The sequence below is a fragment of the Bradyrhizobium sp. USDA 4461 genome, from assembly GCF_054055655.1.
This window is the reverse complement of record NZ_JBSRXM010000001.1, coordinates 3,207,390-3,220,094: the sequence shown is the minus strand read 5'-3', so window position 1 is coordinate 3,220,094 and position 12,705 is coordinate 3,207,390. Positions and strand designations below refer to the sequence as shown.

Sequence of the window (12,705 nt, the reverse complement as noted above, 5' to 3'; positions counted from 1 at the left end):
TCCATCCGGGCTACGTACTTCACGGGCACCGGCCGTGACCTTCGAGGACATCAGGCACATCGCACTGGCGTGGCCGGAGGTCGAGGACGGCTCGTCCTACGGCACGCCGGCACTGAAGGTGCGCAAGAAGATGCTGGTGCGGCTCAAGGAGGACGGCGACAGCCTGGTGATCCCCGGCGTGCCGCCCGACGAGCGCGACATGCTGGTCGAGAGCCAGCCCAAGATCTTCTATTTCACCGATCACTACCGCGATTATCCGATCGTGCTGATCCGCTTGTCGAAGGCCAAGCGCGCCACCATCGAGCCGCTGCTGCGCCGGCACTGGCGCACGCTGGCATCGAAGAAGGCGGTCAGGGATTTCGACGCAAATGGCTAGCATCGTAAGGCGGGTTAGCCGTAGGCGTAACCCGCCGCGTTCGCGGCGCAAGAGATGGTGGGTTACGCTAACCCACCCTGCGGCATCTCGATGACCTCAGACCAATTCCTCGCTGCTGCGCTGCGCAACCCCGTCAATCCAGCGATCATCGACGAGCTGCATCGTCTCGCCTTGCCCGATGCCTGGCTGGTCGCCGGCTGCCTGGTGCAGAGCGTGTGGAATGTGCTGACGAAGCGGCCGCTCGGTCACGGCATCAACGACTACGACGTGTTCTATTTCGACCCGGATACGTCGTGGGAGGCCGAGGACGCTATCATCCGCGACCTCACGGCGCGGCTCGGCCACCTCGGCGCCGCGATCGAGGTCCGCAACCAGGCCCGTGTCCATCTCTGGTATCCCGGCAAGCACGGCGTGCCCTACCCCGCGCTGTCGCGTTCGACCGACGGCATCGATCGCTTCCTCAGCGCGAATGTACAGGTCGGCATCCGCCGCAGCGCGGAAGGCTACGACGTCTATGCGCCGAAAGGCTTTGGCGATGTCGCCGGCCTGATCGTACGACCGAACCGCACCGCGAATTTTTCGCCGGCGAACTACGCGGCGAAGGCCGCGCGGTGGAAGGCGCTGTGGCCGGAGATCACGGTGCTCGAGGCGGAGTGAACTTGCCGTAGCCCGGATCGAGCGAAGCGAAATCCGGGGCAGGTCCATCCGCGGCGAGAGCAATCCCGGATGCCCTTCACTCCATCCGGGCTACGGAATCTTTGCGCGTCACCGCACCACGCCTGACGTGAACCCGGCCTTCCGCCGCGGCGGCTTGATCTCCTTCTTCAGGAAGCAATGCGCGTCGCGGCCGGCATAGCCGGGCCGGGCGTAGGTCCATGCGCGGCACTTGTTGTCGGCGATGCAGGCGGCCTGGCAGGCCTCGTCGCCGTCGCTGCTCTTCAACTCGAAATTCTTGTAGTCGCCGCCGAGGCGGTCGATCGAGGTCTCGATGGCGCCGTTGCGCGGTTCGACCACGCCCGCGCCGCGCACCCCGGAGACGCAGCAGACGTCCTGCACCCGCGGCGGCACGGTGTTCTTCAGCCAGCACACCGCGCCATTGTTGGTGTCGGTCGGATAGTTGAAACTCCAGGCCCGGCAGCGGCGGTCGCGCTCGCAGGTCAGCGCGCAATCGGCCGGATCGCCGGTCGAGACCGGCGCGTTCAGATAGTCGCCGCCGGGACGGTCGAAATTGGTCTGCGCCGATGCCGGGCACGCGACGACTGCGGCCACGAAAACCGCGAACAACACCACACACGCCCTAAAGAGGCGGCCTATCCCCATGAGATTGCTTTCAAATTCGTGCAGCCCCGCGCATCCGCGGGGCGTCATTTGAACGCCATGAACCTGTACGGCTGATGAACGGCGGGTGCGACACCCAAGCCGTCGGCCCGCATGTCAGGCCTCGATCCAGCCCAGGTGGGGATTAGAAGGCGTACTCCTGATAGGCCGGTTCCACCGAGCCTTTCCAGGCGCCGTTGAACTTCTCCAGCATCTCCTCGGCCGGCGAACGGCCGCTCTCGATGATGCGCTCGAGCGGTTCGAGGAAGCGGCTCTCGTCGCGTCCGAGATGGTCGATCCGGCCGCGCCGCCGCAATCCGGCATGCGACAGGATCAGGCACTCCTTGGCGATCTCGAACAGATAGCGGTCCTTGATCCGCGCCTTGAAACCGAAACGCGGCACGTCGTCGCGCAGCGCCTGCCGCTCCGGCGCGGTCCAGTGCCGGACGATGTCCCAGGCGGCATCGAGGCTGTCATTGTCGTAGAGCAGCCCGACCCAGAACGCCGGCAGCGCCGGCAACCGGCCCCACGGCACGCCGTCGGCACCACGCATCTCGAGGTAACGTTTCAGCCGCACCTCGGGGAAGATCGTCGAGAGATGATTGGCCCAGTCCGACAAAGTCGGCCGCTCGCCGGGGAAAGCGGCATTCTTGCCGGCGAAGAAATCGCGGAACGAGGAGCCCGCGACGTCGATATATTCGTCGCCACGCTTGACGAAATACATCGGCACGTCGAGCGCATAATCGACATAGCGCTCGTAGCCCATGCCGTCCTCGAAGGCGAACGGGATCATGCCCGAGCGCGCATTGTCGGTGTCGCGCCAGATCTCGGAGCGGAACGACAGGAAGCCGTTCGGCTTGCCTTCGGTGAACGGCGAGTTGGCGAACAGCGCGGTCGCGATCGGCTGCAATGCCAGCGACACCCGCAGCTTCTTCACCATGTCGGCTTCGGACGAGAAGTCGAGATTGGTCTGCACCGTGCAGGTCCGGAACATCATGTCGAGGCCGTATTTGCCGACCTTCGGCATATAGTTTCGCATGATCTTGTAGCGCCCCTTGGGCATCACGGGGATCTGCGCCCGCGACCAGGACGGCGTCATGCCGAGACCGAGGAAGCCGATCCCGAGTGGGGTTGCGATCTCGCGCACCTGCGCCAGATGCGCCATCAATTCTGACTGGGTCTGATGCACGCTCTCGACCGGCGCGCCCGACAATTCGAACTGCCCGCCCGGCTCGAGCGAAATCGCCCCGCCGCCGGTGACGTCGTAGAGCCCGATGATGTTGCCGCGCTCCATGATCGGCTCCCAGCCGAGCAGCAGCTTCATGCCCTCGAGCAACGCGCCGATGCCCTTGGCGCCTTCATAGGGCACGGGCTGGTGGCCCTCGAGGGTGAACGGGGTCTTCTCGTGCTCGGTGCCGATCCGGAATTCGGACTCCGGCTTCACGCCGGCTTCAATCCACGCCACGAGTTCGTCGCGCGACTGCAGCGGCGTCATGTCGATCTGGTCACGCGCCATAGAAAATCCAACTCAAGGGCGCTTCGATCGAAGACGCGTGGTGGCAGGGGCATCCACGGGCCACAACGGCCGCGGATGATGGGATCAGGACTATCATCGGGCAGGCACGCCGTCTCGTGCGGACGCTGCCTTGGTATCGTTCTTGACGTCGTCTTTGCCGTCGCCGCAGGAGCAGCCGAGACGGTCGAGCAGACCGCACAGCCGCGCCGCATCGGCATCGGACAGTTTCGAGCCGACATGCTTGTCGATCGCGGCGGAATAGGCGTTCCACATCTTCTTCTGCAGCTCGCGGCCGGCCTCGGTGATCTCGACGAACTGACCGCGCTTGTCGATCTTGCATTCGCGCCGGGCGGCAAGCCCCTCGTCGACCAGCTTGTCGATCAGCCGCGAGGTCGAATATTGCGGGATCAGCATCTGCCGCTCGAGCTCGACCGGGCGCAGCTCGCCGGACGGCGCGCGCGACAGCTCGAGCAGGGCGTCATACCAGGCGAGCGGCGGAAAGCCGGCCTTCTTCAGATCCTGCTCGACGCAGTCGAGCACCCGGCTCGGCACCCGCATCAGCCGGATCCAGGCGGCCGTCGCCTCGCTCGATAGCTTGCGTTTCATCGTCTAGCCCATAAGGTCCCGGCACCGACTGTACCGCACTGAATGCATCTGCATCAATCTTGACTATTTCATGCAGGTGCATGTAGGCAATCCCTCTCCGGACGCCAAGAACAAGGGAAGGAATACCCCCATGAAGCTTTATTACTCCCCCGGCGCATGCTCCCTCTCCCCCCACATCGCCCTGCTCGAGGCCGGCCTGCCCTATGACCTGATCAAGGTCGATCTGCGCGCCAAGAAGCTCGAAAACGGCGACGATTTCCTGCAAGTGAACCCCAAGGGCCAGGTGCCGGCGCTGGCGCTGGATACCGGCGAGATGGTCACCGAAGGACCGATCATCATCCAGATGATCGCCGACCGGGTCGCCGAGCGGAAGCTGGCACCGGCGCGGGATTCCAACGAGCGCTACAAGCTGCTCGAATGGCTGAACTACATCACGACCGAGCTGCACAAGAACCTCGGCCCGATGTTCTCGCCCGTGCTGTCAGACGACGCCAAGGCGTTCTTCAAGGATCGCGCCATGGGCAAGTTCAAATATGTCGAGAGCCAGCTCGGCGGACGCGAATATTTGATGGGCAACCAGTTCACGGTCGCCGACGGCTACCTCTTCACCATGCTCATGTGGGCGCAGGACCGGCTCGGCTTCGACTTCTCCGGCCTGCCGAATGTGACGGCCTACAAGGCTCGCATCGCGGCGCGCCCGAAGGTGCAGGAAGCGCTGAAGAAGGAAGGCCTGCTGAAGGCAGCGTAAGCTTGCAACGGATCGACGTCCGGCCTCGCCTAATCGCGAGGCCGGCGCTTATTTCCTGACAATTTTCGACAGATTTCCGCGTTCCACGTTACGCGATGTTCTCCACGACCGCGCAGGCCACGAAACCCTAAGCGCGATCAGCCAGTTGAGTGCCCACTCGATCAACCTGGCGTGGAGAAGCGTATGACTACCTCTGATCGCGACGCCTATCGTGACCAATACATCGCCATGGGCGGCATGGTCGGCGACAGCGCCGCCACAACGTCCGACTCCGGTGCAACGGGTCAGCCCACGGGATCGGACACCACTTCGTCGCAAGGCGACACGACACCGCCTCAACAAGGTGGCTCGGGCACCGGTACACCCTCGACGGGATCGCAGGCTTCCGGTGGCGACGGCGGCTCGGATACCGGGAGTGGTGGGGGCAGCTCGGATACCGGCGGTGGCGGCACCACGACGCCGCCTGGCCAAACCGGAAACCCCGGACTACCGGGATTGGGCGGCATAGTCGGCGGTGACGGCAGCCTCAACCTTGCCGGCAATGACGGCATCTTGCAGCCGGTGCTCACGGCTGTGAACGGCGCGGTCAACGACACCAACACTGGTGTGCTCGATCCAGTCGGCCAGGCGACCGGAGTGGGCGATCTCGTGCACGACGTGACCGGCCTCGCCGCAACGATCGGCCTGGGCGAGATCGGCATTCCCACGCCCGCAGCCGACGGCCACACCAACCTATTGACCGATCTCCTCAACGTGCCTGTGCTTGATGGCGGCGGGCTCGGCACGGTGCTGACCGAGGTCGGCAGCGATCTCAATGACATCGTCCACTCGGTCGACGGTGTCGTCGGATCGCTGACCGGAGACAATGGCCTCGTCGGCTCGCTGCTCGGAAATACCGGGCTTGTCGGCTCCCTGCTCGGCGATACCGGCCTCGGGTCGCTGCTCGGCGGCACCGACGCGACCGCCCCGGTGACGGGCGTCGTTCAGACGGTGGACGGCGTGATCGGCTCCTTGCTTGGCGAGACGGGTGTCGGATCCGTGCTCGGCGGCACCACCGGCGTACTCGCGCCGGTGACAGAAGCCATCCATGCAGTGGATGGCATCGTCGGCTCTGTGCTCGGAGATGCAGGCGCAGGATCGCTGCTCGGCGGCACCGGCATAGTCGGGTCAGTGCTCGGCGACAACGGCGTCGGCTCCGTGCTCGGCGGCACTGGCCCGCTAAGCCCGGTGACGGGCCTGCTCGGCCATGTGCTGCACGACGTGGAGACGCTGCCGCTGCTCAGTATCAATGGCGGCAACAACGCTAGTGATGGCGGGCTGCTGGGCGGATTGCTCGGCAACCTTTCCGGCTCCAGCACCGGTCACCTCGCCGAGGTCGACGTGGGCCCGGAGCAGACGAACGGAAACGCGATCAACGTCCTGGCCGCGCCGACATCGGGCGACCATCACACGATCGAGGTCAACGCCGTCGACGTAGGCCAGCACGGTCCGCAGCTGCTCGACCTCGGCGCGTTGACCGGCGCGAGCGGTATCAACGTCCCGAGCCTGGGCGGCACCGGTGCCGATGGACTGACCGGCAATGTGCTTGGCGGCGTGAATCTCGGCCATCTGCTCGGCGGCAATATCGCATCCGGGAACACCGCAAACGCGCCCGTGTCCGTTCCGGTCGACATCGATTCGGACGTGCATGACCTGATCCCGGCGCCGCTGGCCGGCGATCACGGCATCCTCCATAGCCACGGCACGCATATACTCTGACGCCGCAAGGCCTCGCGGAAGCGCGGATCCCGCCGCGCTTCCGCGAGCTTCCTCACCAATCGATTTGGGCATCACGGCTCGAACATCCGCGAGGGCGAGATGATCGGTCAGGGCAAAAGGTTTTCATCGCTGCCGGCGGAGATCCGCAATGCCGTGCTGGCGCTGCGCGGCGCGCTGATTGCGACCGCGATGGCGAGCGGGCTGGTCAATCTCCTGATGCTGGTCGGGCCGATCTTCATGCTGCAGACCTACGACCGCGTGCTGCCGAGCCGCAGCATCGCAACCCTGGTTGGGCTGCTGCTGATCGCGCTGACCCTGCTGCTGGTCCAGGCCGGCGTCGACATGCTCCGCAGCAGGCTGCTGGCGCGCATTGCCGAGATCTTCGATGAGAGCATGCGCGCCGCCGTCTTCGACAGCGTCCAGTACACCGCCCTCAGCCGTCCAAACAGCGACGGCCTGCAAACCATGCGCGATCTCGACACGATCAGGGGTTTCATCGCCGGCAGCGGACTGATCGCGATCTGCGACCTGCCATGGGCTCCGCTCTACATCATCGTCTGCACGCTGTTTCATCCGCTGATGGGACTGGCGGTGGCCGGTGGCGCCATTGCACTGGCGCTGATCACGGTCGGCGCCGAGCTGTTCACGCGCACGCCGGCGCGGTCGCTGGTCGCGCTCGCATCTTCGCGGTGGCAAATGGCCGAGACCGCATACCACCATGCTGCGGTCGTGCATGCGCTCGGCATGCGGCGGCGGATGGCCGAATTGTGGTCGGACCGCACCAAGGCCTATCTCGAGGCGCAGCGCGTAACCTCCGACCTGACCGGCACGTTCGGCAGCACCTCGCGCCTGCTGCGCACGATCCTGCAATCCGGCGTGCTGGCGCTCGGCGCCTGGCTCGTGATCAACCAGCAGGCGACCGCCGGCGTCATGCTGGCCGCCACGATCCTGTCGATCCGTGCGCTGGCGCCGATCGAGCTCGCGATCGCCAATTGGCGCAGCTTCATTTCGGTGCGCGCCAGCCTTGCCCGGCTTGCCGACGCCCTGGCCGCGGTGCCCGCACCACTGCCGCCGACCCCATTGCCTGCGCCGAAGCATGACATCCGCGTCACCTCGCTCAGCCTGACGGCGCCGGGAACCAGCACGGTGGTGCTGCACGAGGTGAGCTTCGGGTTGCGCGCCGGCAGTGCGGTCGCGGTGGTCGGACCGAGCGGCTCCGGCAAATCCACCCTGGCGCGCGCCCTGGTCGGCGTCAGCGCTCCGGCGCGCGGCGTGATCCGGATCGACGGCGCCACGCTCGCGCAATGGGACCCGCTCGCGCTGGGCCCATCGATCGGCTATCTGCCGCAAGACGTCGCACTGCTTCGCGGCACGGTGGCGCAGAACATTTCGCGCTTCGCGGCGGTGCCCGACTCGGGCCGGTTGATCGCCGCCGCACGCGAGGCCGATGTGCATGAGCTGATCCTTCGGCTGCCTGACGGCTACGAGACCGAAGTAGGCGATGGCGGCCTGATGCTGTCGGGCGGCCAGCGGCAGCGCATCGCACTGGCGCGGGCGCTGTACGGCGATCCGTTCCTGATCGTGCTCGACGAACCGAACTCGAACCTCGACACCGAGGGCGAGCGCGCGCTGATCCGCGCCATCGCCCGGGTCCGCGCCCGCGGCGGGATCGTGGTCGTGATCGCGCATCGGCCGGCGGTGCTGCAAGCGGTCGACCACATGCTGGTGCTGAACGAAGGGCGCATGCACGCGTTCGGCACCACGGCAGCGGTGCTGCCGCTGCTGACGGCGAAGGCGCAACAGCCGTCACCGCCTTCTGCCCCGGCTGCAACGCCGGTGCGCCGCCGGCGCAAGAAGCAGGTGGAGCCCCGGCAAGATGCCTAGCGCCCGGCAATCGGTTCATCACCATATTCTGGCGGTTGCGATTGCCGCGATCTTCCTCGTTGCCAGCATCGGCATCATGGGCGCCGCCACCAAGATGTCGGGCGCGATCATCGCGCAGGGATCGCTTGTCGTCGAATCCAGTGTCAAGAAGGTGCAGCATCCCTCCGGGGGCGTCGCCAAGAAGCTCCTGGTCGAAGACGGCGCCCATGTCGCGCGGGACGATCTCTTGATCTTGATGGACGAAACCGTCGCGCAGGCCAATCTGACCGCGGTCACCAAGAGCCTGTGGGAGCTTGAGGCCCGGCGGGCCCGGCTACAGGCCGAGCGCGACGGCGATGCCGAGATCGCCTTCCCTGACAGCGTGGCGTCGAGCCGCGATCCGGCCGCACAATCGGTCATCTCGGGCGAGCGCCGCTTCTTCCAGCTGCGCCGGGACGCCAATGACGGACAGAAGCGGCAATTGCAGGAGCAGATCGCGCAGCTCAGGGAGCAGATCAGCGGCATGCAGGATCAACTGACCGCCAAGAAGCAGGAAGCCGACCTGATCGCCCACGAATTGACCGGCGTGCAGCAGCTCTGGGAGCAGCGCCTGGTCTCGCTGTCCCGCCTTTCTGCGCTTCAACGCGACTCGGCGCGGCTGCTTGGCGAACGCGGTCAGCTCACCGCATCGATCGCGCAGGCCAAGGGCAAGATCTCGGAAACCGAGTTGAAGATCCTGCAGGTCGATCAGGACTTCCGCTCTGGCGTCGCCAAGGAGCTCGCCGATATCCGCGCCAAATATGCCGACATGATCGAGAAGCAGGTCACGGCGAAAGACCAGACCGAAAAGCTCGAGATCCGCGCGCCGCAGGCCGGCGTGGTGCACGACCTGACCATCCACACCCAGGGCGGCGTCATTGCCGCGGGTGAGACCATCATGACCATCGTGCCCGACCAGGACAATCTGATCGTGGAAACTCATGTTGCGCCGCAGGATATCGATCAGGTCAAGCTGGGCGCACCGACCGTGCTGCGGTTCACCAATTTCAATCAGCGCACCACGCCGGAGATCGAGGGCGAGGTCAGCCGGATCGGCGCCGACGTCTCGCGAGACGACAAGACGGCTCCGACCTACTTCCTTGTGCGCATTGCGATTCCGCGACCCGAGCTGAACAAGCTCGCGACCACGCATTTGCTGCCGGGCATGCCGGTCGAGGTGTTCATCCCGACCACCGAGCGGACGGTGCTGTCCTATCTGATGAAGCCGCTGGCGGACCAGGTGCACCGCGCCTTCAGGGAGAAATGAGCAGTGCAAACATTTCAGCACGCGCTGGAACAAATCGAATTTAATCCGCATTCTACCGGTTAAGACTAAGTCGGTGCACTTCCGGCTGAGGGCGTAGCTGTCCTTGTTCGTGCGATCCAACTGACCGACTATGACCTGCGGCGCGCCCTCCGCTCCAACTGGTCTGAAACTGTGACGATCGCCTTGATGCTTTTATCGGCCAGCACGCTCGTTGGGTTGGCCACCAGTTTTTGCTTTCGGGTTTGGACATTGATGCTGGTATCGCCGCTGATCGCGGTGCTCGCGGCCATCGTGCTCCAATCCGACGGCTACGCCTTTGCCAGCGGAGGCCCGATCGTCGTCGCCTGCCTCGCCTTCAACCAGATCGCCTATCTCGCCGGCGCTTTGCTGTTGCCCGAGAATGACGGCTCAATTGCGCAAGAAATCGACGGCATTCCAGGCCGCCGCGGCGAGCACAAGGTCCACGGCCAGAACGAATAGGATCAGGCCGATCCACGACGGGCCCTTGCGCCGCAACCGCAGCGGAATAAGCCGTGACGGCGGCGAGAGCGAGAAGAAACGCTTGCCCGCGGCCTCAGCGGCACTGTCCTTGAGCACAGAACGCATTGCAGGACACCCCAGCCCGATCGTCGTCTTGCTGATCGTCTTCGATCGACCAGCAAGAGTGATGCCAGCAGCGTGGTGCCAGTGGAGAGCAAGCGTGGCGGGACTTTGACCGCCGTGACCGTAGCGCAACAGGATCAAGTCGGATCGATGACCCGCTTGATCGTGTCGCACGCTGGAGTTCGATGACTTTGCTTTAGGTCGAGCAGCGGAACGCGGCATCACCTCGCCCCGCGTGCGGGGAGAGGTCGGAACGCATCGTCAGATGCGTTCCGGGTGAGGGGGAGCCTCGGCGAACGCAGCTCTGACCCGATATGCGGAGACGGCCCGTCACCTCAACCCTCTCCCCGTGAGAACGACGTGAGAACGGGGAGAGGGAGTGAAGAGGCGCTTACGCCGCCTGCTTCTTCGGCGGGAAGCGGCCGTAGAAGGTCTCGCCCTTGGCCGCCATCTCCTCGAGCAGCTTCGGCGGCGTGAAGCGCGAACCGTACTTCTTCTCGAAGGCGTGGCACAGCGCGACGAAGTTCTTGGTGCCCATGAAGTCGATATAGGACAGCGCTCCGCCGGTGAACGGCGCAAAGCCGAAGCCGAGGATCGAGCCGACATCCGCCTCGCGCACGTCGGTGATGACGTGATCCTCGACGGTGCGCGCGGCTTCCACCGCCTGCACCACCAGGAATCGCTGCTTCAACTCCTCGACGCTGAGCGTGTCGGGATCGAGCTGCCTGGGCTGCAGATTGGCGAGCCCCGGCCACAGGCTCTTCTGACCCTTGCCCTTCTCGGGATAGTCGTAGAAGCCCTTGCCGTTCTTGCGGCCGAAGCGGCCCTGCTTCTCGACCATCTCGACCATTAGCTTCTTCTGCGCCTGGTCGATCGCGTTGGGGCCGAGATCGGCCTCGGTCGCCTTGGTGATCTTCAGCCCGAGATCGAGCGCGACCTCGTCCTGCAGCGACAGCGGCCCGACCGGCATGCCGGCCATCTTGGCGGTGTTCTCGATCATCGCCGGCGGCACGCCTTCGAGCAGCATCTCATTGCCCTCGGAGATGTAGCGCATCACGCAGCGGTTGGCGAAGAAGCCGCGGCTATCGTTCACCACGATCGGCGTCTTGCCGATCGCGCGGACATAGTCGAGCGCGGTCGCCAGCGCGACGTCGCCGGTGTTCTTGCCCAGGATGATCTCGACCAGCATCATCTTCTCGACCGGCGAGAAGAAGTGGATGCCGATGAACTTGCCCTGGTCCTTGAACTCCTCGGCCAGCGAATTGATCGGCAGGGTCGAGGTGTTGGAGGCGAAGATCGCGTCCGGCTTCAGCAGCGGCTGCGCCTTGGCATAGGTGTCGGCCTTGACCTTGCGATCCTCGAACACCGCCTCGATGACGAGGTCGCAGTCCGAGATCACGTTGTAATCTGCCGTCGCCGAGATCCGCGCCAGGATGGCGTCGGCGGCCTCCTGCTTCATGCGGCCCTTGGCGATCAGGCCGTCGACCACGGTCTTGGCGTGGCCCCTGCCCTTGTCGGCGCTTTCCTGGTCACGATCGACCAGCACGACGTCGATGCCGGCCTGCGCCGAGACATAGCCGACGCTGGCGCCCATGAAGCCGGCGCCGATCACGGCGAGCTTCTTCACCTTGGTCGGTGGCACATTGGCCGGACGGCGCGCGCCCTTGTTCAGCTCCTGCATCGACAGGAACAGCGAGCGGATCATCGCCGCCGCTTCCTTCGAGCGCAGCACCTTGGTGAAGTAGCGCGACTCGACCCGCAGCGCGGTGTCGATCGGCAACTGCAGGCCTTCATAGACGCAGCTCATGATGGCGCGCGCGGCCGGATAATTGTCGTAGGTCTCGCGGCGATAGATCGCGTTGCCAGCCGGGAACATCTGCATGCCGGCCTTCGAGAACACCAGGCCGCCGGGCAGCTTGAAGCCCTTCTCGTCCCACGGCGCGACCGCCTTGCCGCCGCCCTTGATCCAGTCCTTGGCGACCTTGATCAGATCGGCCGTGGGCACCACGGCGTGGATCAGATTGAGCGCCTTGGCACGCGTCAGATCGACGGCCTCACCCTTGAGCAGCAACTGCATCGCATCCGCCGGCTGCACGAGACGCGGCACGCGCTGGGTGCCGCCGGCGCCGGGGAACAGGCCGACCTTGATCTCGGGCAGGCCGAGCCGGGTCTTCGGGTTCTCGGCTGCGACGCGGTAGTGACAGGCCAGGGTGATCTCGAAGCCGCCGCCGAGCGCAAGCCCGTTGATCGCGGCGACCCAAGGCTTGCCCGAGGTCTCGATCGCGCGGAACGACAGCGACATCTGGCGGCTCTGCTCGAACAGCATCTGGTTCGCGGCTTCCTCACCCTTCTCCTTGAAGAGCTGCGCGTAGGCGCGGTTCATGCCCTCGAGCATCGAGAGGTCGGCACCGGCGCAGAACGCCTCCTTGGCCGAGGTGATGACGACGCCCTTGATCGCGGGATCGCTGGTCGTCCGCTTGATGATCTCGCCGATCTCCTGCGTGGAGACCTCGTCGAACACGTTCATCGAACGCCCGGGGATATCCCAGGTGACCAGCGCAATGCCGTCGCCATCGACGTCGAACTTGAAATTCTTGTAAGCCATGTTGCTC

General features: G+C 65.2%; 11 protein-coding genes. 7 read left to right on the top strand and 4 right to left on the bottom strand.

Annotated features, from left to right (window positions below):
• Nucleotides 1-34: 34 nt before the first annotated feature.
• Nucleotides 35-376, top strand: a complete 342-nt coding sequence (locus tag ACVINW_RS14980) for an MmcQ/YjbR family DNA-binding protein (protein WP_456752012.1) — start codon at nucleotides 35-37, stop codon at nucleotides 374-376.
• Between the two features lie 90 nt (nucleotides 377-466).
• Nucleotides 467-1,033, top strand: coding sequence for a nucleotidyltransferase family protein (locus ACVINW_RS14975; RefSeq protein ID WP_456752011.1), 567 nt, complete (start codon nucleotides 467-469; stop codon nucleotides 1,031-1,033).
• A 108-nt stretch (nucleotides 1,034-1,141) separates the two neighbouring features.
• Here ACVINW_RS14975 and ACVINW_RS14970 read toward each other — a convergent pair whose 3' ends face one another.
• The 3 genes from ACVINW_RS14970 to ACVINW_RS14960 form a co-directional block, all read right to left on the bottom strand.
• Nucleotides 1,142-1,696, bottom strand: coding sequence for a PAN domain-containing protein (locus ACVINW_RS14970; RefSeq protein ID WP_456752010.1), 555 nt, complete (start codon nucleotides 1,694-1,696; stop codon nucleotides 1,142-1,144).
• 142 nt (nucleotides 1,697-1,838) lie between these two features.
• On the bottom strand, nucleotides 1,839-3,209 hold the full coding sequence (locus ACVINW_RS14965; RefSeq protein WP_456752009.1) for a glutamate--cysteine ligase: 1,371 nt from the start codon (nucleotides 3,207-3,209) through the stop codon (nucleotides 1,839-1,841).
• A gap of 93 nt (nucleotides 3,210-3,302) precedes the next feature.
• The gene (locus ACVINW_RS14960) at nucleotides 3,303-3,815 is read right to left on the bottom strand and encodes a MarR family winged helix-turn-helix transcriptional regulator (protein ID WP_456752008.1); all 513 of its coding nucleotides are present in this window, start codon (nucleotides 3,813-3,815) and stop codon (nucleotides 3,303-3,305) included.
• 130 nt (nucleotides 3,816-3,945) lie between these two features.
• On the opposite strand from ACVINW_RS14960, the gene gstA reads away from it, so the two are divergent.
• The 5 genes from gstA to ACVINW_RS14935 all read left to right on the top strand — a co-directional run bounded on the left by gstA (nucleotide 3,946) and on the right by ACVINW_RS14935 (nucleotide 9,970).
• Entirely contained in the window at nucleotides 3,946-4,563 is a 618-nt protein-coding gene (gene gstA / locus ACVINW_RS14955) for a glutathione transferase GstA (RefSeq protein WP_456752007.1), read from the top strand.
• Nucleotides 4,564-4,746: 183 nt separating this feature from the next.
• Nucleotides 4,747-6,321, top strand: a complete 1,575-nt coding sequence (locus tag ACVINW_RS14950) for a hypothetical protein (RefSeq protein WP_456752006.1) — start codon at nucleotides 4,747-4,749, stop codon at nucleotides 6,319-6,321.
• Nucleotides 6,322-6,420: 99 nt separating this feature from the next.
• Nucleotides 6,421-8,205, top strand: a complete 1,785-nt coding sequence (locus ACVINW_RS14945) for a type I secretion system permease/ATPase (protein ID WP_456752005.1) — start codon at nucleotides 6,421-6,423, stop codon at nucleotides 8,203-8,205.
• Nucleotides 8,198-9,490, top strand: a complete 1,293-nt coding sequence (locus ACVINW_RS14940; protein ID WP_456752004.1) for an HlyD family type I secretion periplasmic adaptor subunit — start codon at nucleotides 8,198-8,200, stop codon at nucleotides 9,488-9,490. Before ACVINW_RS14945 ends, ACVINW_RS14940 begins: the two co-directional genes overlap by 8 nt.
• 171 nt (nucleotides 9,491-9,661) lie before the next feature.
• Nucleotides 9,662-9,970, top strand: coding sequence for a hypothetical protein (locus ACVINW_RS14935; protein WP_456752003.1), 309 nt, complete (start codon nucleotides 9,662-9,664; stop codon nucleotides 9,968-9,970).
• 514 nt (nucleotides 9,971-10,484) lie between these two features.
• On the opposite strand, the gene ACVINW_RS14930 is transcribed toward ACVINW_RS14935, so the two are convergent.
• Nucleotides 10,485-12,698 (bottom strand): 3-hydroxyacyl-CoA dehydrogenase NAD-binding domain-containing protein, encoded by a 2,214-nt coding sequence (locus ACVINW_RS14930; RefSeq protein ID WP_456752002.1) that lies wholly within the window; start codon nucleotides 12,696-12,698, stop codon nucleotides 10,485-10,487.
• Nucleotides 12,699-12,705 lie beyond the last annotated feature (7 nt).

Excerpts from the sequence above, each read along its gene's own strand:
- ACVINW_RS14975 (WP_456752011.1), top strand. The coding sequence starts at position 467 with ATGACCTCAGACCAATTCCTCGCTGCTGCGCTGCGCAACCCCGTCAAT.
- ACVINW_RS14970 (WP_456752010.1), bottom strand. The coding sequence starts at position 1,696 with ATGGGGATAGGCCGCCTCTTTAGGGCGTGTGTGGTGTTGTTCGCGGTT.
- ACVINW_RS14965 (WP_456752009.1), bottom strand. The coding sequence starts at position 3,209 with ATGGCGCGTGACCAGATCGACATGACGCCGCTGCAGTCGCGCGACGAA.
- ACVINW_RS14960 (WP_456752008.1), bottom strand. The coding sequence starts at position 3,815 with ATGAAACGCAAGCTATCGAGCGAGGCGACGGCCGCCTGGATCCGGCTG.
- gstA (WP_456752007.1), top strand. The coding sequence starts at position 3,946 with ATGAAGCTTTATTACTCCCCCGGCGCATGCTCCCTCTCCCCCCACATC.
- ACVINW_RS14950 (WP_456752006.1), top strand. The coding sequence starts at position 4,747 with ATGACTACCTCTGATCGCGACGCCTATCGTGACCAATACATCGCCATG.
- ACVINW_RS14945 (WP_456752005.1), top strand. The coding sequence starts at position 6,421 with ATGATCGGTCAGGGCAAAAGGTTTTCATCGCTGCCGGCGGAGATCCGC.
- ACVINW_RS14940 (WP_456752004.1), top strand. The coding sequence starts at position 8,198 with ATGCCTAGCGCCCGGCAATCGGTTCATCACCATATTCTGGCGGTTGCG.
- ACVINW_RS14930 (WP_456752002.1), bottom strand. The coding sequence starts at position 12,698 with ATGGCTTACAAGAATTTCAAGTTCGACGTCGATGGCGACGGCATTGCG.